The sequence below is a fragment of the Pseudomonas sp. S2_A10 genome, assembly GCF_054668465.1.
In genome coordinates, this window is record NZ_CP162773.1 from 4,877,693 (window position 1) to 4,896,461 (window position 18,769).

Below are 18,769 nucleotides of genomic sequence, written 5' to 3' on the forward strand. Positions count from 1 at the left end.
TTTGAACAACAAGTCCGGCTTGCTAAGAGTTACAGGCCCAATAACTTTCGCGCCATGCATTGCGCATTATCGGCGGCACTGTGATCACCCATCACAAGCGCTATGGTAATGGCGCCTTCAATCAGGATCAGCAACTGTCTGGCCAATAGTTGCGGATCCTCGGCACCATATTCGGTACATAGCTCGCACACGTAGTCGAGCAGCTTCTGTTTGTGTTCTTTGGCCACCAGCCGCACTGGATCCTGTGGATCACCGGTTTCGCCGCTGGTGTTGATGAAGGCGCAGCCGCGAAAGCCTTCCGAGTCGAACCAGCCCTTGAGCACGGTAAACAGGTTGAGCAGACGATCGGCCGGAGTCTTGGCCTGGTCGACAGCACTTGTGAACCAGTGCATCCAGCGAACATCGCGTCGCTGAAGGGCCGCGACAACGAGTGCGTCCTTGTCGGCAAAGTAACGGTAGATGCTTTTTCTGGAGACGCCGGCGGTCTTCACCAGAAGATCCATGCTGGTGGCAGCGATGCCACTTTTGTAGATCAACTTTTCGGTGACATCCAGAATGATGTCGCGTGTGTCATTGCTGATTGATTCGTTCATGTGGCGAACAGTAGAACGACTGTTCTCCTTGGTCAAGCGAATTTCTTCAGCGTGTGTGAAAACGCTTTCGCGAGCAGGCTCGCTCCCACAGGGGAATGCATTTTAACGGTGGGAGCGAGCCTGCTCGCGAAGGGGCCATTACTGACACTGACAAGACCCGGCGCAGACGATGGTGTAAGCTCTCAAACTCTTCGGAATCGAACCTTGCGAGCCTTATGCCGTTGCTTTTCAAACGTTCTCTGCTGCCCAAACTGCGCAGCTTCGCGCTGACCGCCGAGGCGGTGAGCATTCTGTCCAGTGCTGCCGAATTCCGACGCTGCCTGCTCGAGCAAATCGCCGCAGCGACCCAGCGCATCTACATCGTTGCGCTGTATCTGCAGCAGGACGAAGCCGGTCAGGAAATCCTCGATGCCCTGCACGCAGCCAAGCTCAAGCGTCCCGAGCTGGAAATCGCCGTGGTGGTTGACTGGTTACGTGCCCAGCGCGGCCTGATCGGCGCGGGCAAGCAGCCGGGCAACGCCGCCTGGTATCAGGACATGACCCGCACGCATCAGAGCGAAGTGCCGATCTACGGCGTGCCGGTGCAGACCCGCGAGCTGTTCGGCGTGCTGCACCTCAAAGGCTTCGTGATCGACGACAAGGTGGTCTACAGCGGCGCGAGCCTGAACAACGTCTACCTGCACAAACTCGACAAGTACCGCTTCGACCGCTACCACGTGCTGCACAGTCGCGAGCTCGCGGATTCGATGCATCATCTGGTCAAGCACGGACTGATCGAATCGAAAGCCGTGCATCGCCTCGACCTGCCGAACCTGCCGACTACCCGCAGCCTGCGCAACGACATCGGCGACCTGCGCAGCCGTCTCAAGTACGCGACTTACGACACCGGGGCCGGCAGCACAAGTAAAGAAGGGCTGTCGGTCACGCCACTGCTCGGCGTCGGCAAGAACAACCCGCTGAACCGGGCGATTCTGGAACTGATTGCCAGCGCGCAAAAGCAGCTGACCATCTGTACGCCATACTTCAACCTGCCCCTGGGCGTGATCCGTGAGATCAACCGCGCGCTGGCCCGTGGCGTGAAGATCGACATCGTGGTTGGCGACAAGACCGCCAACGATTTCTACATTCCGCCGAGCGAGCCGTTCAAGGTGATCGCCGCGCTGCCGTATCTATACGAAATCAGCCTGCGCCGCTTCGCCAAACGCCATCAGCACAGCATCGACAGCGGCCAGTTGAACCTGCACTTGTGGCGCGACGGTGACAACACCTATCACCTCAAGGGCATGTGGATCGATCAGCGCTACACCTTGCTGACTGGCAACAACCTCAATCCGCGCGCGTTTCGCCTCGACCTGGAAAACGCGCTGCTGATCGAAGACCCGAAAGGCGAGTGGCTGGAGCCACGGGCGAAAGAGCTGGAAAACATCTTCCGCCATACCACGCGGATCGATAACTTCCAGTCGCTTGAAACGCTGCCGGATTACCCGGCAGGGGTGGCGAAGTTTCTCAAGCGGGTGAGTCGGGTGAGGATTGAGCGGTTGCTCTACAGGATTCTCTAGCGCGTCCGGAATAGCTTTCGCGAGCAGGCTCGCTCCCACAGGGAAATGCATTCCAATTGTGGGAGCGAGCCTGCTCGCGAAGGGGCCAGACCAGAGGCTAAAAAATCAGTTCAGACCCAACTTCCCGCGCATCATCGAAAGATCCTCCGCCAGCGTATTCACCGGCCCGACCAGCGCTTTGCGGTCGTTGTCCTTCACTTTGTCGTAGGTCTCAAAGCCGCCATCCGCCGTTTTGTACTTGGCGAGGATCTTGTCGACCGTGGCGAAGTTCTTGTCGACCTTGGCAACAAACGCCTTGTCCTGCTGTTCGATCTGCGGACGGAACAGATCAACGATCTTCTTCGCCCCGTCGATGTTGCCCTGGAAGTCGTACAGGTCGGTGTGGCTGTAGCGGTCTTCCTCGCCGGAAATCTTCGTCGCCGCGACTTCTTCCAACAGCGCAGCAGCGCCGCCGACGACCTTCTCTGGCGGGAAGGTCAGACCGGCCACACGGGTTTGCAGGTCCTGCACGTCTTTGTTCAAACCGTCGGCCAATGCATCCAGACCCTTGGTGGTTTTTTCCGCGAACAACGAATATTCAATGCGGTGGAATCCGGTGAAGTCTTCAGCCTTTACGCCTTTTTCATGGTCGTCGACGCGAGAATCGATGGACGCATCGAGATCGCTGAACAGCTCGGCAATCGGCTCGATCGACTCGTAATACACCCGCGTCGGCGCGTAGAGCTTCTGCGCGGTGGCGAGATCGCCTTTCTTCACCGCGTCGGTGAACTGCTGGGTGTGGCTGGCCAGCTCATCGAGTTTCTCGGTGACGTAAATCTTGTAGTCCGACACCGGCCCCACCAGATCCAGCGGCGCGGTCGCGGCGAACGCCGCCAGCGGGGTGTTGAGCAAACCAAGGGTCAGCAATAACGCGAGTGGCGTCTTTTTCATGGGGCGGCTCCAGTGTCGGTTGGGTGTCATGCGGTTTTGTTTTGGGAGGTGGCAGCGAGTAACGAGCGACCGATGAAGTCGTCATCGCCGGTAGCGCCGGGCAGGGTGAAGAAGTAACCGCCGCCGACCGGTTTGAGGTATTCCTCGAGCGGTTCACCGTTGAGGCGGGTCTGCACGGTGATGAAGCCTTGTTCCAGGTCAGCCTGGTAACAGATGAACAGCAGGCCCATGTCGAGCTGGCCGTTCTTGTTGACGCCGTTGGAGTAGTTGAACGGCCGGCGCAGGATCAGATTGGCCTGGGTCGCGGCGGTGCGCGGGTTGGCCAGACGAATGTGCGCATCGAGCCTGGTCAGCTTGCCGGCCGGATCCTTGCTGTAATCCGGCACTTCGCTTTCAGTGTGGCCACCGATGGGCGCGCCGCTGCTCTTGACCCGGCCGAGAATGCTTTCCTGCTCCTGCAACGGCGTGCGATCCCAGCGCTCGACGAAGTTGCGGATGATGCGTACCGCTTGATAACTGCCATCGGCAGCCCAGGCCGGCTCGTCGCTGCCCGGTTGCACCCAGACAATCCGCTCCATGGCCTTGGCGTCGTTGGAATCGGGGTTGGCCGAACCGTCGCGAAAACCGAGAAAGTTGCGCGCCGACTGCGCCGGCACACCGGGTTTGGCCGGGGCTTGCGGCGGCACGCTGCCTTCCTGTTTCCAGCGCACCAGCAGCAGGTCGGGCAGGTTCTTGACGATGTCGCGCAGGGCGTGAATGTTGGTGTCGGCGGTGTTGGCGCAGAACTGCAGGCTCAGGTCGCCATGGCAGCAATCGGCGTCCAGCGCGTCGTTGGGAAAGCCGACCATGCGTTGCAGACGCTTGGGCTTTGCCGCCGTGAGACCGAAGCGCTCGTCGAACAGCGAATCGCCGACGGAAACGGTGATGGTCAGATTGTCCGGGGTGACCACCGGGCCGAGGATGCCGGAGTCCAGCGGCGGCAGTTTCGGGTCGATCTGCGCGACCGGGCCGCCCTTCATCAAAAACGCGATGCGTTCGTTGAGAGTGCGGAACAGCCGCTCAAGGTCTTCGCGATCACTGGCCAGCACATCGAACGCCACCACCATCCCGGAGGCCGGACGCGGGGTGACGATGCCGGCCTGGTGCACACCGTGGAAATCGTGGCGGTCTTCGGTCTTGTCGCTGCTCGGCGCTTCGGTGACTTGCGCAGGCTGCGCGGCCATGGCTGGGCAGCTCAGCGCCGATCCGGCAAGGGCGACACCGGCGGCGCCCATGCCCATCAGCACGCGGCGCCGTTGCAGGTTGAGAGGTTCTGAATCGTTCATCTGTCGTGGTCTTCTGCTTACAGGCCGGAAAGGCCGAGGGCGGGGTCGATGCCATCCAGTGCCGTGGCCAGAGCCTTGGCTTTGGCGGCGATCTGCTGGCGTTGCGCGGCGGTCACGGCGTCGTAACTGACGTAGCCATCGGCGGATTTGAAGGCGTTGAGCTGGCTGTCGAAATCACTCATGGCCTGGTCGACATTCGCTAACACGTCAGCGGCTGATTTGCTCAGCATCGGGCGCAACAGGTCGACGACCTTGCGCGCGGTTTGGGCGTTGGCGGCGAAACCGTTGAGATCGCTGTGGCTGTAGCGCTCCTCTTCGCCGCTGGCAGCGCGCACCTCGGCGAGGCTGTTGAGGTTGCGCACGACGATACTCACCAGTTGCTCCGGCGGCAGCGACTGCGCGAGCAACTGTTGCTTGAGGGTGGTGACGTCAGCGAGCAAGCGCTGGGCAGTCGGCGCAACGTCGTCGAGATTGCGCTGCTGGAACAGCGCGTATTCGAGGCGATGGAAACCGACGAACGCCGGATCCAGCTCGCGCTTTTCGAAATAATCGGCGCGGGCATTGATGTGGTTGTCCAGCTCGGCCAGACGCTGCGCCGCCGGCGCCAGACGCTGATAGGCAGCGCGCGCCGGCAGGTAAAGCGCTTGCGCCTGATCAAGATTGCCACTGGCGATCGCCTGATTCAGCGCCGTCACCGCTTTGATCAACGCGCTGCCCTGAACCGCCAGATACACGCGAAATTCCGACAGCGGCCCGACGAAAGCCACCATCGACGGCTTGGCCTTGGCGGCGGCATCGGAAGCGGCCGTCGGTGTGACGTGCAAAGTGCCGCGCGGGTTGCTGAGCAAGCCGCAAGTGATCGCATAGTCGCCCGGTTGCAGGTTGGCGTTGATCACCTGGCTCAGGCCCGGCGCGATGTTTTCCCGCTCTTCGACCACCAGCACGCCGTCGAGAATTTCCCACTCGACCGCCCGCTCGGAGCGGTTGACGATGCGGAAACTGGCGCGGCCGGCGGGCACCGTCAGGGCATTTGGCTCGCAACTGTGCGGATGGATGTTTACGACGATTTCATCGTGGTTGTGCTGACGCTTGGCGGCGGCCATGTTCGAGGCGTACCAGAACAGCCCGCCGGCGGCGACCATCAGCAGCACCGAGCCGGCCAGCGCCCAACGCAGGGCCGGAGGGGTTTGGGTAGTAGACATGAAGGGCCTTATTGGCTGGAAACGGAAGTCGTTGACGGCGCCTGGCGCGGCGCGGGCATGAAGAACATCACCAGCGCCAGCAGCAGATAAATCAGATACGCACCCAGGGTGCTGACGGTCGGCGCATCCTGATAGCCGAACATGCCGGCCAGCACCGAGCCCAGCGGGCCGTCCATCGGCAGCGTCGCGCTGAAGTCGAACAGCACCGTTTGCAGGTGATTCCACAGCCCGGCTTCATGCAGCGCCTGCACCGAGTTGGCGAGGATCCCGGCAGCGACCACGAGGATGAACAATCCGGTCCACTTGAAGAACGCCGAGAGATTGAGGCGCATGCTGCCGCTGTAGATCAGGAAACCGACGATCACCGCCAGGATCAGGCCGAGCAGGGCGCCAATCGGCGCGCCCGGGCCTTCGCTTTGCTGGAACACGGCGAGCAGGAAGAACACGGTCTCCAGGCCTTCGCGAGCGACGGCGAAGAAAACCATGGCGATCAATGCAATCACTTGATGCCTGGATTGCGTCAGCGCTTGATCCAGCGAGGCTTGCAGCGAGTGCTTGATCGACCGCGCGACCTTGCGCATCCAGAACACCATCGAACTGAGAATGCCCACGGCGACCAGACCGACCGCGCCCTCGAACAACTCCTGCTGCTTCTGTGGGAATTCAGCGCTCACCAGCTCCAGGCCACCGCCGATCAGCAGCGCAAGGGCAGCAGCGAGGAAAACGCCGATCCATACCGCTGGCATCCATTGGCCACGGCCGGTCTGCTGCAAATAACTGGCAATGATGCCGACGATAAGCGCGGCCTCGATGCCTTCGCGCAACATGATCAAAAAGGGAACGAGCATTGGCGAGCCACAGCGATTTAGATAGGAGGCTAAGTTGTAACATAATGACACTCATTCCCAAATGGCATTCATTGACATTTAGCTGAACCTTAGCTGAACAACTGTGATTCCTGTGGGAGCGAGCCTGCTCGCGAATGCGGTATGCCTGTGACATTTGTTTATCTGACACACCGCGTTCGCGAGCAGGCTCGCTCCCACATTGGCCCTGCGGTGAAATCAGCAGCTGGGTTAAGATGCCCACCACCGAAAAACAACAAGGTTCACCTCGCTCCATGGCAGAAAAAGACACCATTGCCATTCAACTGGTGCGCGAAGCGTTGCTGCAAAGCTGTGCCCCGGGCGCGGCGACGGATGAGGCGTTGACCAAGGTCGGCATCGATCCGGCTTTGTTAGCGGCCGATGAGGGCAGGGTGCCGGCCTCGCAATACGCCAGACTCTGGCGCCTGCTGGCGCGACGCGGTGATGACGAGTTCTTCGGGATGGACCCGCGCCCGCTCAAATCCGGCAGCCTGGCGTTTTTGTGTCGCAGCGCCATGGCGCAACCGACGCTGGCGGCGGCGCTGGATACCGGTCTGACGTTCCTGTCGTTGATGCTGGAAAAACTGCCGGCGCAACTGGTGCATCAGCAGAGCCTGGCGGAAATCGTCCTGCTCGAAGACGACGCCGAACCGCGCCGCGCCTTCACCTATTTCACTTACTGGATGATCGTGCACGGCGTCGCGTGCTGGCTGGCCGGGCGGCGGATTCCGATTCTGGCGATTGAACTGCGCTGCGCGGAACCGGACTTCATCGACGATTATCGGGTGATGTTTTCGGAAAACCTGCGGTTTGAGCGCCCACGTACGCGGATGATTTTTTCCGCCGATTGCCTCGATCTGCCGATCAAACGCAGTGCCGAAGAACTCAAGCGCTTTCTCGCCCAGGCGCCGGCCAACATTCTGGTCAAGTACCGCGACCCCGACAGCCTGGCCAGCCGGATCAAGCAGGATCTGCGGCAGCTCCCCGCCGAGCAATGGCCGGAAACCGAGGCGCTGGCCCAGCAATTTTGTATGTCCGCGTCGACATTACGCCGGCGTCTGGCCGAGGAAGGGCAGACTTATCAGGGGCTGAAAGACAGCGTGCGCAAAGAGCTGGCGATTACCTGGCTGGCGGAGCCTTCGATCAGTTTTGTCGAGATCGCAACACGGCTGGGCTTTGCTGATGCCAGTTCGTTCTACAAAGCGTTTCGCAAGTGGTCGGGGTCGAACCCGGGGCATTACCGGACGCTGATCCTCAATGAGGTGGTCTGACCCGACGCCTTCGCGAGCAGGCTCGCTCCCACATTTTTGAAATGCGTTCCCCTGTAGGAGCTGCCGAAGGCTGCGATCTTTTGATCTTGTACTTGATGGTAAAAATCAAGATCAAAAGATCGCAGCCTCGTTGCACTCGTCAGCTCCTACAGGGCATGCGGCCGCAACCTCTTGGCCAAACCAGTCAGCCACTTTGATAACTTTGACCATTGCCCCAAGCCCCGCGCGGCGCGACTATCCCTGTGTTGTTTACGGTTCCCAGCCTAATAAAAACACCGAGGGATTCTGGCAATGCGCGATTACTTGTCTGCCACCGAACAGTTCAACTATCAGCACACCGTCGATGCGTCGCTCAGCGGCACGCTGGCGGCACTCAACGCCTGCGTCGAATGTTGCGACCGCCATGCCTTGCCCGGGCGTATTGCGTTGTTCTGGGAAGGTCGCGACGGCTCGAGTGCGACTTACACCTTCACTGATCTGCAAGACAAAGCCGCGCGTTTCGCCAATTTCCTCCTCGCCCAGGGCGTGCAGAAGGGCGACAAGGTCGCCGGCCTGCTGCCGCGCAACGTCGAATTACTCATCACCGTGCTCGCCACCTGGCGCATCGGCGCGGTGTATCAGCCGCTATTCACCGCGTTCGGCCCCAAAGCCCTCGAACATCGCCTGAACAGTTCCGGGGCGAAAGTCGTGATCACCGATGCGGTCAATCGCCCCAAGCTCAGTGAAGTCAGCGCCTGCCCGACCGTCGTCACCGTTGGCGGTGAGAAAGGTCAGGGCATCGTTCGTGGTGATTTCAGTTTCTGGGCTGAGCTGGCCAACCATTCCAATGTTTGCGAACCGGTGTTACTGACCGGCGAAGACCCGCTCCTGCTGATGTTCACCTCGGGCACCACGGGGCCGGCGAAAGCGCTGTCAGTGCCGCTCAAAGCCATCGTCGCCTTCCAGAGTTACACCCGCGATGCGGTGGACCTGCGTCCCGAAGACGCGTTCTGGAACGTCGCCGATCCGGGCTGGGCCTATGGCATCTATTTCGGCGTCACCGGGCCGTTGGCGCTGGGGCACCCGATTACCTTCTATGATGGCCCGTTCACCCTCGAAAGCACCTGCCGGGTGATCAACAAATACGGCATTACCAATCTCACCGGCTCGCCCACTGCCTATCGTTTGCTGATTGCCGGTGGCGAGGAGTTCGCCAGATCGATCAAGGGCAAACTGCGCATCGTCAGCAGCGCCGGTGAGCCGCTGAACCCGGAAGTGATCCGCTGGTTCGCCGACAACCTCGACGTGGTCATCCACGACCATTACGGCCAGACCGAACTGGGCATGGTGCTGTGCAACCACCACGGCCTCGAGCACCCGGTGCATGTCGGCGCCGCCGGTTTCGCTTCGCCGGGCCATCGCATCGTCGTGCTCGATGAGCAATACAACGAACTCGGCGTCGGTCAGCCGGGCATTCTTGCCATCGACCGCCCGCAGTCGCCGATGTGCTGGTTCGGCGGCTACGAAGGCGCGCCGACCAAGGCCTTCGTCGGCAACTACTATCTAAGCGGCGACACCGTGGAGTGGAACCCGGACGGCAGCATCAGCTTCGTCGGCCGCAGTGATGATGTGATCACCACTTCGGGCTACCGCGTCGGCCCGTTCGACGTGGAAAGTGCCCTGATCGAACACCCGGCGGTGGTCGAGGCGGCGGTCGTCGGCAAACCTGACCCGGAACGCACCGAACTGGTCAAAGCCTTTGTCGTGCTGAGCGCGCAGTACCGCGCCGCGCCGGAGTTGGCCGAAGAACTGCGCCAACACGTGCGCAAGCGTCTGGCCGCGCATTCGTACCCGCGTGAAATCGAATTTGTCAGCGAATTGCCCAAAACCCCGAGTGGCAAATTGCAGCGCTTTATCTTGCGCAACCAGGAAATCGCCAAGGCTCAAGAGGCCGCGGCGCACAGAGTTTCAGCTTGAATCCAAGGGAACACCGTCATGCAGATCGAGAACAAGGTTTTTATCGTCACCGGCGGCGCGTCAGGCCTCGGTGCCGCGAGCGCGGAATTGCTGGTCAGTGCCGGCGCCAAAGTCATGCTGGTCGACATGAACGCTGAAGCCGTCGCCGCTCAGGCGCAGCGCCTGGGTGCGCAAAGCGTGGTTGCTGACATCAGCAATGAGGCGGCTGCCGAAGCGGCGGTGCAAGCGACGATCGCCGCGTTTGGCAGCGTAAATGGCCTGATCAACTGCGCCGGCATCGTTCGCGGCGAGAAAATTCTCGGCAAGAACGGCCCGCACGCACTCAGCAGCTTCGCGCAGGTGATCAACGTCAACCTGATAGGCAGTTTCAACATGCTGCGCCTCGCCGCTGCGGCGATTGCCGAAAGCGAAGCCAATGCTGACGGTGAGCGTGGAGTGATCATCAACACCGCCTCGGTCGCAGCGTTCGACGGCCAGATTGGCCAGGCCGCGTACTCGGCTTCGAAAGGTGCGATCGCCAGCCTGACCCTGCCGGCCGCCCGCGAACTGGCGCGCTTCGGCATCCGCGTGATGACCATCGCACCGGGCATTTTCGAAACGCCGATGATGGCCGGCATGACCCCGGAAGTGCGCGATTCGCTGGCCGCCGGCGTGCCATTCCCGCCGCGTCTGGGCAAGCCTGCCGAATACGCCGCGCTCGTGCGCCACATCATCGAAAACAGCATGCTCAACGGCGAGGTGATCCGTCTCGACGGCGCCTTGCGCATGGCCGCCAAGTAAGGAGGATTAGTCATGACTATGTCCAATGATCCGATTGTTATCGTCAGCGCTGTCCGCACACCGATGGGCGGTTTTCAGGGCGAGTTGAAAAGCCTCACCGCACCGCAACTCGGCGCGGCGGCGATCAAGGCTGCGGTCGAACGCGCCGGTGTCGCCAGCGACGCGGTTGATGAACTGCTGTTTGGGTGCGTACTGCCCGCCGGCCTCGGTCAGGCGCCGGCACGTCAGGCTGCGCTGGGCGCCGGGCTGGATAAATCGACGCGCTGCACCACGGTGAACAAGATGTGCGGCTCGGGCATGCAGACCACCATCATGGCTCACGACATGCTGCTTGCCGGCAGTGCCGACGTGGTGATCGCCGGCGGTATGGAAAGCATGTCCAACTCGCCGTACCTGCTCGATCGTGCCCGCGCCGGCTATCGCATGGGCCATGGCCGCGTGCTCGATTCGATGTTCCTCGACGGCCTCGAAGACGCCTACGACAAGGGCCGCCTGATGGGCACCTTCGCTGAGGATTGCGCCGAGGCCAACGGCTTCAGCCGCGAGGCGCAGGACGCTTTCGCCATTACCTCGACCACCCGCGCACAACAGGCGATCCAGGACGGCAGCTTCAAGGACGAAATCGTCCCGCTGACTGTGACTGTCGGCAAAGAGCAGGTGGTGATCAGCAATGATGAACAGCCGCCAAAAGCCAAACTCGACAAGGTTGCCTCGCTGAAACCGGCGTTCCGCGAGGGCGGCACGGTCACCGCAGCCAACTCCAGCTCGATTTCCGACGGCGCGGCGGCGCTCGTGCTGATGCGGCAGTCCCATGCGCAGCAACTGGGCCTCAAGCCGCTGGCGGTGATTCATGGGCATGCTGCGTTCGCTGATACCCCTGGGCTGTTTCCCACCGCACCGATTGGCGCGATCAAGAAACTGGTGAAGAAGACCGGTTGGGCGCTGGATCAGGTGGATCTGTTTGAAGTGAACGAAGCGTTTGCCGTGGTCGGCATGGCGGCGATGACGCACCTGGAGATTCCCCACGACAAGCTCAATGTGCATGGCGGCGCCTGCGCGCTGGGCCATCCGATCGGTGCCTCGGGAGCGAGGATTCTGGTGACGTTGCTCGCGGCACTGCGGCAGAAACAACTCAAGCGCGGCATTGCAGCGATCTGCATTGGCGGCGGCGAAGCCACGGCCATGGCTGTGGAATGCGTTTACTGAAGGCATCGCCGATCAACTGTGGGAGCGAGCCTGCTCGCGAAGACGTCGTTTCAGCCAGCACATGCGTGACTGACACACCGCTTTCGCGAGCAGGCTCGCTCCCACAGGGTTCAATGTCGTACTCAGATTTCAAGGACTCACCATGATCCCCAACGAAGACCAGACCCAGATCCGCGACATGGCCCGGCAGTTTGCCGTGGAGCGGCTCAAGCCGTTCGCCGCCGAGTGGGATCGCGAGCACCGTTTCCCCAAGGAAGCCATCGCCGAGATGGCTGAGCTGGGCTTCTTCGGCATGCTCGTGCCGGAGCAGTGGGGCGGCTGTGACACCGGCTACCTCGCGTACGCCATGGCTTTGGAAGAAATCGCCGCCGGCGACGGTGCCTGCTCGACGATCATGAGCGTGCACAACTCGGTCGGCTGCGTGCCGATTCTCAAGTTCGGCAATGACGATCAGCGCGAGCGCTTCCTCAAACCGCTGGCCAGCGGCGCGATGCTCGGCGCCTTCGCGCTGACCGAACCGCAGGCCGGTTCCGATGCCAGCAGCCTGAAAACCCGCGCGCGGCTGGACGGCGATCACTACGTGCTCAACGGCTGCAAACAGTTCATCACCTCCGGGCAGAACGCCGGCATCGTTATCGTGTTTGCCGTGACTGACCCGAGCGCCGGCAAGCGCGGGATCAGCGCGTTTATCGTGCCGACCGACTCGCCCGGCTACAAGGTCGCGCGGGTCGAAGACAAACTCGGCCAGCACGCGTCCGACACCTGCCAGATTCTTTTTGAAGATGTGAAAGTGCCGGTGGCCAATCGGCTGGGCGAGGAGGGCGAGGGCTACAAGATTGCCTTGGCCAACCTTGAAGGCGGCCGCGTCGGTATCGCCTCGCAAGCCGTCGGCATGGCCCGCGCCGCGTTCGAAGCCGCTCGTGATTACGCCCGCGAGCGTGACACCTTCGGCAAGCCGATCATCGAGCATCAGGCCGTGGCGTTCCGCCTGGCGGACATGGCCACGCAAATTGCCGTCGCCCGGCAAATGGTGCATTACGCCGCGGCCTTGCGTGACAGCGGCCAACCGGCGCTGGTCGAAGCGTCGATGGCCAAGCTGTTCGCCTCGGAAATGTCCGAGAAGGTCTGTTCCATGGCCTTGCAAACCCTCGGCGGTTACGGTTACCTCAACGACTTCCCGCTGGAACGCATCTACCGCGACGTGCGCGTCTGCCAGATCTACGAAGGCACCAGCGACATTCAGCGCATGGTCATTTCGCGCAATCTCTGACAAGGAATTTTATTCATGACTTACGAAACGATTCTGCTGGAAACCCGCGACCGCGTTGGCCTGATCACCCTCAACCGGCCGCAGGCGCTGAACGCGCTCAATGCGCAACTGGTCAGCGAAGTGAACCACGCCCTCGATACGCTGGAAGCCGATGCGCATATCGGCTGCATCGTCCTCACCGGTTCGAAAAAAGCTTTCGCTGCCGGCGCGGACATCAAGGAAATGGCTGAGCTGACCTATCCACAGATCTACATGGACGATCTGTTCAGCGATAGCGATCGCGTCGCCAACCGACGCAAGCCGATCATCGCCGCGGTCAATGGTTTCGCCCTCGGCGGCGGCTGTGAACTGGCGCTGATGTGCGACTTCATCCTGGCGGGCGACAACGCCAGATTCGGCCAGCCGGAAATCAACCTCGGCGTGCTGCCGGGCATGGGCGGCACTCAGCGCCTGACCCGCGCGGTGGGCAAAGCCAAAGCCATGGAAATGTGCCTGAGCGGGCGCATGATCGACGCGGTGGAAGCCGAGCGCTGCGGCATCGTCGCGCGGATCGTGCCGAGCGATGAGCTGCTTGATGAAGCGCTGAAAGTCGCAGCGGTGATCGCTGGCAAGTCACTGCCGATTGCGATGATGATCAAGGAGAGCGTCAACCGCGCGTTCGAGGTCAACCTGAGCGAAGGCGTGCGTTTCGAGCGGCGGGTGTTTCATGCCGCGTTTGCGACGCAGGATCAGAAGGAAGGGATGGCGGCGTTTATTGCCAAGCGTGAGGCTGCATTCCAAGGCAAATAGTGTGTGAGCTTCAAAAGCCCCTCACCCTAGCCCTCTCCCCAGGGAGAGGGGACTGACCGCGTGATATGGGCGAATTACGCCGACCTGAAAGGTTGCCGCTGAATCCGTAACCGACTCGGTCGGCTCCCTCTCCCTGGGGAGAGGGGACTGACCGCGTGATATGGGCGAATTACGCCGACCTGAAAGGTTGCCGCTGAATCCGTAACCGACCCGGTCGGCTCCCTCTCCCTGGGGAGAGGGGACTGACCGCGTGATATGGGCGAATTACGCCGACCTGAAAGGTTGCCGCTGAATCCGTAACCGACCCGGTCGGCTCCCTCTCCCTGGGGAGAGGGGACTGACCGCGTGATATGGGCGAATTACGCCGACCTGAAAGGTTGCCGCTGAATCCGTAACCGACTCGGTCGGCTCCCTCTCCCTGGGGAGAGGGCTGGGGTGAGGGGAAGGGCCAACGCCATTACAGCTGATAGTTCTTCAAATCCCGCGCAATCACCATCCGCTGTATCTCGCTCGACCCTTCATAGATCTGGGTAATCCGCGCGTCGCGGTAGTACTTCTCGACCGGGTAATCTTCCAGATAGCCATAGCCGCCATGAATCTGGATCGCCGACGAACAGACCTTCTCGGCCATTTCCGATGCGAACAGCTTGGCCTGCGAAGCCTCGGACAAGCATGGTTTGCCCGCCGTGCGCAGCCGCGCTGCATGGAGGATCAGCAACCGCGCGGCGTTGATCTGCATGTGCATGTCCGCGAGCAGATTGGCGATGCTCTGGTGCTCGATGATCGGCTTGTCGAATTGCACCCGGTCTTTCGAGTAGGCCAGCGCCGCTTCAAACGCTGCCCGGGCAATGCCCAATGCCTGCGCGGCGATGCCGATGCGTCCGCCCTCAAGGTTGGACAGGGCAATCGCCAGGCCCTTGCCACGCTCGCCGAGCAGATTGGCCTCGGGGATGCTGCAGTTGTTCAGCGTCACCGCGCAAGTGTCGGAAGCACGGATGCCCATCTTGTGTTCGGTGCGATCGACGATGAAACCCGGCGTGTCGGTCGGCACCAGAAACGCTGACAGGCCTTTCTTGCCCAAGTCCGGATCGGTTACCGCGAAGACGATCGCCAGTTTTGCCCGTTTGCCGTTGCTGACGAATTGCTTGGCACCGTTGATCACCCATTGGCCGTCGCGCAGTTCGGCGCGGGTGCGCAGGTTGTGCGCTTCGGAACCGGCCTGGGGTTCGGTCAGACAGAAGCAACCGATGGTCTGCCCACTGGCCAGGTCGGCCAGCCAGGTCTGTTTCTGTTCGTCGCTGCCGTAGTTGAGCACCGGGCCGCAGCCCACCGAGTTGTGAATGCTCATGAACGCGCCGGTCGCGCCGTCACCGGCAGAGATTTCCTCAACCGCCAGCGCATAAGCGACGTAATCGACGTAGGTGCCGCCCCATTCTTCCGGCACAACCATGCCGAGCAAGCCCAACTCGCCCATCTTCGCCACCAGGGCGTCGTCGATCCAGCCAGCCTTTTCCCAGGCCTGGGCGTGGGGCGCGATTTCGCCACGGGCAAAATCCCGGGCCATGTCGCGGATCATCACTTGTTCTTCAGTCAGTTCGAGATCGTGCATGACTCAGCTCCCGCTCTCATCAAAACCATGGAAGAAGCTCGCAACCTGCGCAGCGTCCAGCTCAGCGACGGTTGGCGGGTTCCAGCGCGGTGACTTGTCCTTGTCGATCAGCAGGGCGCGCACGCCTTCGATCAGGTCGCCTCGGGCAAACCACTGGCGGTCCAGATGCAGCTCCAGCGCAAAGCAATTCTCCAGACTCAGGTGCCTGCCGCGACGGAGCATTTCCAGGGTCACGGCCATGGCCAGCGGTGAGCGGGTTTCCAGCAGATCCGCCGTGGTGACCGCCCATTCATGGCTGTCAGCGACAGTGACGGCGCGCAATTGCTCGATCATGCTCGGCACGTCGGGCAGGGCAAAGAAATGGTCGATGGCCGGGCGCAACACTTGGAGGGGTGCATCGGGCAGAGTTTGCACGGCGTGCTTGGCCAGCAGGTTCTGCAGCGACTTGAGCGGCGTGTCCTGCCACTCCATCTGGTCGAGTTTCTCGTCGAGCAGCGCAAGTTTGCTGCTATCCAGATACCAGTCGGCGAGGCCGCAGTACAGCGCATCGGCGGCGCGAATCTGCACGCCGCTGACGCCCAGATAAATCCCCAGCTCACCGGGAATGCGCGGCAGGAAGTAACTACCGCCGACATCAGGGAAATAACCGATGGCCACTTCCGGCATCGCCAGACGGCTCTTTTCGGTGACCACACGCAGATCGGCGCCTTGCACCAGGCCCATGCCGCCGCCGAGGACAAAACCGTCCATCAGGGCCAGCACCGGTTTGCGGTAGTGATGAATGGTCAGGTCGAGGGCGTATTCCTCGACGAAGAAATCTTCGTGCAGCGTGTCGCCGCTCTTGTAGCTGTTGTACAGCGAACGAATATCGCCGCCGGCGCAGAAGGCCTTTTCACCAGCGCCGCGCAATACCACGGCGTGAACATTGGCGTCAGACGCCCAGGCATCGAGCTGCTGTTGCAGCAGACGCACCATGTCGAGGGTGATTGCATTGAGGCCCGCAGGGCGGTTGAGGGTCAGGTGGCCGATATGATTGCGCACCTCGGCCAGCACGTCGTTTTGCATGGCATCCATGGACGGGGTCCGCCGGGATGAAGCCTGAGCTGTCATCAGTAACTCCCTGCTTTTATTGTCTTTATTCGAAAAGCCCGCGCGCGGGCGTTAGCGGATCGTAACAGTGCAAATTTGTCGTGTACAACGGGGATATGTGCAGGGGGAATCTGCGTTTTTCTCTTAGCGCCGCTGTCCGTGTAGGAGCTGACGAGTGCAACGAGGCTGCGATCTTTTGATCTTGTTTTTTGAAATCAACAGATCGCAGCCTCGTTGCACTCGTCAGCTCCTACAAAGGGATCATCTGAAGGTTTCGCTGATGCTGCGGCGTTTGGCATGCAGTTCGCTGGCGTGAATCAGGCGTTCGAGGTCTTCGGGGGTTACGTCGATGAAGGCTTCCATGTCGGCCAGCGCCAGTTTCAGGTCTTCGGCGGTAATTGCCTGGCGGTCGATCGGGACCACTGGCGGAGCCGGGTCGGCAGCGCGTTTCGGATAGCGGATGCGGGTCAGGTTGTTATAGGCCAGCGCACTAATGAGCATGCACAGGGCGCCGAGCATTACCGGCTCCATGGCTTTCCAGTCCATGGCGATGGTCGCAGGGTCGGCTAGCACCAGCGTCAACGCCAAGGCGCCGGCCGGTGGGTGCAGGCAACGCAGCCAGCACATCAGAATCACCGCCATGCCGGCAGCAAGGCAGGCGCTGCCCAGCGTACGGCCAAGAACATGGGCGACCAGCAAGGCGACCACGCCAGCACACAGGTAGCCGCCAAGAATCGACCATGGCTGGGCGAGGGCGCCCGAGGACACCGCGAACAGCAGCACCGCCGAAGCGCCGAGCGGGCCGACCAGGTGAAACGCAACGTCATGGCCGAACACCTGCGCGCACATCCACACGCTGAACAGCGTGCCCAGGGCCATGCCGATCGCGGCACGGCTCCATTCAGTAGGGCGGGTGTTGATGGCAGCGGGCAACCAGCGAGCGAGCATGTAGAACTGATCCTTTACAAAATCCGGGGCAAAAAAAAGGACTTGTCCGGCATATCCGGAAAGCCCTAGAAGCGTTCCAACATTGGGGGAGGAACGCGCGTAGTTTGCCGATCAAAATCGATGCTGACAAATTCATATAAATGCAGTTTTAGTGCACTATTTTTGCATTGAAGCGGTGCGCCGAGCGCTGACGAAGCACAGATAACCGCCCAGCGCCGCCAAGCCGCTCAAGGCGTAGAACATGCTTGGCGCAGGCGTGTGCATCAATAGAAAACCGCACATTACCGGGCTGGCAGCCCCGCCAAGCGCTGACAGGTTCTGCGCGCCGTAGTAGCTGCCGCGCAGTGCCTCCGGGGCGAGGGTGTCAACGAACAGGAAGTCGGCGGGGTAGATGATCATCTCGCCCAGGGTGAAGATGAACATCGCCACGCACCAGCCGAGCAGGCTGTCCGCCAGACTGAAACCGATCAACCCGACGATGAACAGCGCGGTGCCGCCGGCAATCCAGTGACGCAGGTGTTCGCGACTGAGCCAGCGACCCACCTGGTACTGCAGCAGGATCACCGTGATTGCGTTGCAGGCGAGCAGGGCGGCCATGGTGTCGAGCGTTTGTTGCTGGGTGTGGGTGACCAGCAGGTATTGCGACAGGTACAGCGTAAAGCGCCCGTGCACCAATGTGCTGAGCAGGCAACCGAGGGTGAACAGCACCATGGTACGGTCGTTTTTCAGGATCATCAGCGTGTTGAGGAAACTTTGCGGCGCACTGCCGGATGTTATCGGACTGGCATCCCTGGTCGCGCCGAGCAGCAGAAAAATACTGCCAATGGCGATCGCACCGGCAACGATGAACGGCGCGGACGGCTGCACCCCGGCAATCACCACGCCAATCATCGGGCCGACGGCGTAGCCGATATTGGTAAGCGTGTAATTGAGGGAAAACGCCTTGACCCGCTGGCCCACTGGCAGCTGTTCACTGAGGATCGCCTTGGAGCCGATGAGGAACAGCGCCGACGCGGTTTCGCTGATGATCAGCACCAGGGTGACCACATACAGATTCTGCGCGAAGGTCAGCAGGATCAGGCCGATACCGCTGGAGAGCATGGCCACAATCAGCAACTGGCGCTTGTCCAGCTTGTCGATGATGTAGCCACCGTACAGCGACAGCAATGTTGCGCTGAACACGGCGATGCCGAGCAGCAAGCCGACATCCTGCGGATTGAGGCCAAGCTTGTTGCTGAGGAACAGCGTCAGCAGCGGGCTGATCAGGGCGCGGCTGATGACCACGGTCAGCGAGCTGAGCATCAACCGGCGAATGAACGGCGAATAGATGGCCAAGGGAGGGGGAATGTCCTTATTCGGATTGCCTAGGGCGAACG

At 61.3% G+C, this 18,769-nt stretch carries 16 protein-coding genes; 7 read left to right on the forward strand and 9 right to left on the reverse strand.

The genetic code is table 11. The annotated features are described in order from the left end of the window. Positions 1-29 precede the first annotated feature (29 nt). Positions 30-593, reverse strand: a complete 564-nt coding sequence (locus AB4N41_RS21945; RefSeq protein WP_252876285.1) for a TetR/AcrR family transcriptional regulator — start codon at positions 591-593, stop codon at positions 30-32. 215 nt (positions 594-808) lie between these two features. Between AB4N41_RS21945 and pssA the strand changes: the two genes are divergently transcribed. Continuing rightward, positions 809-2,152, forward strand: a complete 1,344-nt coding sequence (gene pssA / locus AB4N41_RS21950) for a CDP-diacylglycerol--serine O-phosphatidyltransferase (RefSeq protein WP_056785963.1) — start codon at positions 809-811, stop codon at positions 2,150-2,152. A gap of 105 nt (positions 2,153-2,257) precedes the next feature. Here pssA and efeO (AB4N41_RS21955) read toward each other — a convergent pair whose 3' ends face one another. From efeO (AB4N41_RS21955) to efeU, 4 genes are read right to left on the reverse strand one after another with little or no spacing between them, the layout of a single operon-like run. Beyond that, on the reverse strand, positions 2,258-3,082 hold the full coding sequence (gene efeO / locus AB4N41_RS21955) for an iron uptake system protein EfeO (RefSeq protein WP_150742120.1): 825 nt from the start codon (positions 3,080-3,082) through the stop codon (positions 2,258-2,260). A 26-nt stretch (positions 3,083-3,108) separates the two neighbouring features. Next, positions 3,109-4,407 (reverse strand): iron uptake transporter deferrochelatase/peroxidase subunit, encoded by a 1,299-nt coding sequence (gene efeB / locus AB4N41_RS21960; RefSeq protein WP_252876286.1) that lies wholly within the window; start codon positions 4,405-4,407, stop codon positions 3,109-3,111. A 17-nt stretch (positions 4,408-4,424) separates the two neighbouring features. Further along, positions 4,425-5,609 (reverse strand): iron uptake system protein EfeO, encoded by a 1,185-nt coding sequence (gene efeO / locus AB4N41_RS21965; protein WP_252876287.1) that lies wholly within the window; start codon positions 5,607-5,609, stop codon positions 4,425-4,427. 8 nt (positions 5,610-5,617) lie between these two features. Then, positions 5,618-6,457 carry an iron uptake transporter permease EfeU gene (gene efeU / locus AB4N41_RS21970; RefSeq protein WP_252876288.1) on the reverse strand — a complete coding sequence of 280 codons (840 nt, stop codon included), beginning with the start codon at positions 6,455-6,457 and terminating at the stop codon, positions 5,618-5,620. Positions 6,458-6,729: 272 nt separating this feature from the next. On the opposite strand from efeU, the gene AB4N41_RS21975 reads away from it, so the two are divergent. The 6 genes from AB4N41_RS21975 (at position 6,730) to AB4N41_RS22000 (ending at position 13,747) form a co-directional block, all read left to right on the forward strand. Then, a complete protein-coding gene (locus tag AB4N41_RS21975; RefSeq protein ID WP_252876289.1) occupies positions 6,730-7,746 on the forward strand; it encodes an AraC family transcriptional regulator in 1,017 nt (338 codons plus the stop codon). 291 nt (positions 7,747-8,037) lie between these two features. After that, entirely contained in the window at positions 8,038-9,702 is a 1,665-nt protein-coding gene (locus tag AB4N41_RS21980) for an AMP-binding protein (RefSeq protein ID WP_252876290.1), read from the forward strand. 18 nt (positions 9,703-9,720) lie between these two features. Then, positions 9,721-10,482: an SDR family NAD(P)-dependent oxidoreductase gene (locus tag AB4N41_RS21985; protein WP_095180010.1), complete on the forward strand. Its 762-nt coding sequence runs from the start codon at positions 9,721-9,723 to the stop codon at positions 10,480-10,482. 12 nt (positions 10,483-10,494) lie between these two features. Then, positions 10,495-11,688 carry an acetyl-CoA C-acyltransferase gene (locus tag AB4N41_RS21990; RefSeq protein WP_252876291.1) on the forward strand — a complete coding sequence of 398 codons (1,194 nt, stop codon included), beginning with the start codon at positions 10,495-10,497 and terminating at the stop codon, positions 11,686-11,688. Between the two features lie 142 nt (positions 11,689-11,830). Further along, on the forward strand, positions 11,831-12,958 hold the full coding sequence (locus AB4N41_RS21995; RefSeq protein ID WP_236168829.1) for an acyl-CoA dehydrogenase: 1,128 nt from the start codon (positions 11,831-11,833) through the stop codon (positions 12,956-12,958). 15 nt (positions 12,959-12,973) lie between these two features. After that, positions 12,974-13,747: an enoyl-CoA hydratase gene (locus AB4N41_RS22000; protein WP_016774718.1), complete on the forward strand. Its 774-nt coding sequence runs from the start codon at positions 12,974-12,976 to the stop codon at positions 13,745-13,747. A 457-nt stretch (positions 13,748-14,204) separates the two neighbouring features. Here the strand turns inward: AB4N41_RS22000 and AB4N41_RS22005 are convergent, their stop codons facing one another. The 4 genes from AB4N41_RS22005 to AB4N41_RS22020 form a co-directional block, all read right to left on the reverse strand. Continuing rightward, on the reverse strand, positions 14,205-15,356 hold the full coding sequence (locus AB4N41_RS22005; RefSeq protein ID WP_041480377.1) for an acyl-CoA dehydrogenase family protein: 1,152 nt from the start codon (positions 15,354-15,356) through the stop codon (positions 14,205-14,207). A gap of 3 nt (positions 15,357-15,359) precedes the next feature. Further along, on the reverse strand, positions 15,360-16,466 hold the full coding sequence (locus AB4N41_RS22010; protein WP_252876292.1) for an enoyl-CoA hydratase/isomerase family protein: 1,107 nt from the start codon (positions 16,464-16,466) through the stop codon (positions 15,360-15,362). A 240-nt stretch (positions 16,467-16,706) separates the two neighbouring features. Beyond that, positions 16,707-17,393 carry an HPP family protein gene (locus AB4N41_RS22015; protein ID WP_252876293.1) on the reverse strand — a complete coding sequence of 229 codons (687 nt, stop codon included), beginning with the start codon at positions 17,391-17,393 and terminating at the stop codon, positions 16,707-16,709. 156 nt (positions 17,394-17,549) lie between these two features. Further along, entirely contained in the window at positions 17,550-18,728 is a 1,179-nt protein-coding gene (locus tag AB4N41_RS22020) for an MFS transporter (RefSeq protein WP_252876294.1), read from the reverse strand. Positions 18,729-18,769: the final 41 nt, after the last annotated feature.

Bases quoted from the DNA above. Each gene is read 5' to 3' on its own strand.
- AB4N41_RS21945 (WP_252876285.1), bottom strand. From the start codon at position 593: ATGAACGAATCAATCAGCAATGACACACGCGACATCATTCTGGATGTC.
- pssA (WP_056785963.1), top strand. From the start codon at position 809: ATGCCGTTGCTTTTCAAACGTTCTCTGCTGCCCAAACTGCGCAGCTTC.
- efeO (WP_150742120.1), bottom strand. From the start codon at position 3,082: ATGAAAAAGACGCCACTCGCGTTATTGCTGACCCTTGGTTTGCTCAAC.
- efeB (WP_252876286.1), bottom strand. From the start codon at position 4,407: ATGAACGATTCAGAACCTCTCAACCTGCAACGGCGCCGCGTGCTGATG.
- efeO (WP_252876287.1), bottom strand. From the start codon at position 5,609: ATGTCTACTACCCAAACCCCTCCGGCCCTGCGTTGGGCGCTGGCCGGC.
- efeU (WP_252876288.1), bottom strand. From the start codon at position 6,457: ATGCTCGTTCCCTTTTTGATCATGTTGCGCGAAGGCATCGAGGCCGCG.
- AB4N41_RS21975 (WP_252876289.1), top strand. From the start codon at position 6,730: ATGGCAGAAAAAGACACCATTGCCATTCAACTGGTGCGCGAAGCGTTG.
- AB4N41_RS21980 (WP_252876290.1), top strand. From the start codon at position 8,038: ATGCGCGATTACTTGTCTGCCACCGAACAGTTCAACTATCAGCACACC.
- AB4N41_RS21985 (WP_095180010.1), top strand. From the start codon at position 9,721: ATGCAGATCGAGAACAAGGTTTTTATCGTCACCGGCGGCGCGTCAGGC.
- AB4N41_RS21990 (WP_252876291.1), top strand. From the start codon at position 10,495: ATGACTATGTCCAATGATCCGATTGTTATCGTCAGCGCTGTCCGCACA.
- AB4N41_RS21995 (WP_236168829.1), top strand. From the start codon at position 11,831: ATGATCCCCAACGAAGACCAGACCCAGATCCGCGACATGGCCCGGCAG.
- AB4N41_RS22000 (WP_016774718.1), top strand. From the start codon at position 12,974: ATGACTTACGAAACGATTCTGCTGGAAACCCGCGACCGCGTTGGCCTG.
- AB4N41_RS22005 (WP_041480377.1), bottom strand. From the start codon at position 15,356: ATGCACGATCTCGAACTGACTGAAGAACAAGTGATGATCCGCGACATG.
- AB4N41_RS22010 (WP_252876292.1), bottom strand. From the start codon at position 16,466: ATGACAGCTCAGGCTTCATCCCGGCGGACCCCGTCCATGGATGCCATG.
- AB4N41_RS22015 (WP_252876293.1), bottom strand. From the start codon at position 17,393: ATGCTCGCTCGCTGGTTGCCCGCTGCCATCAACACCCGCCCTACTGAA.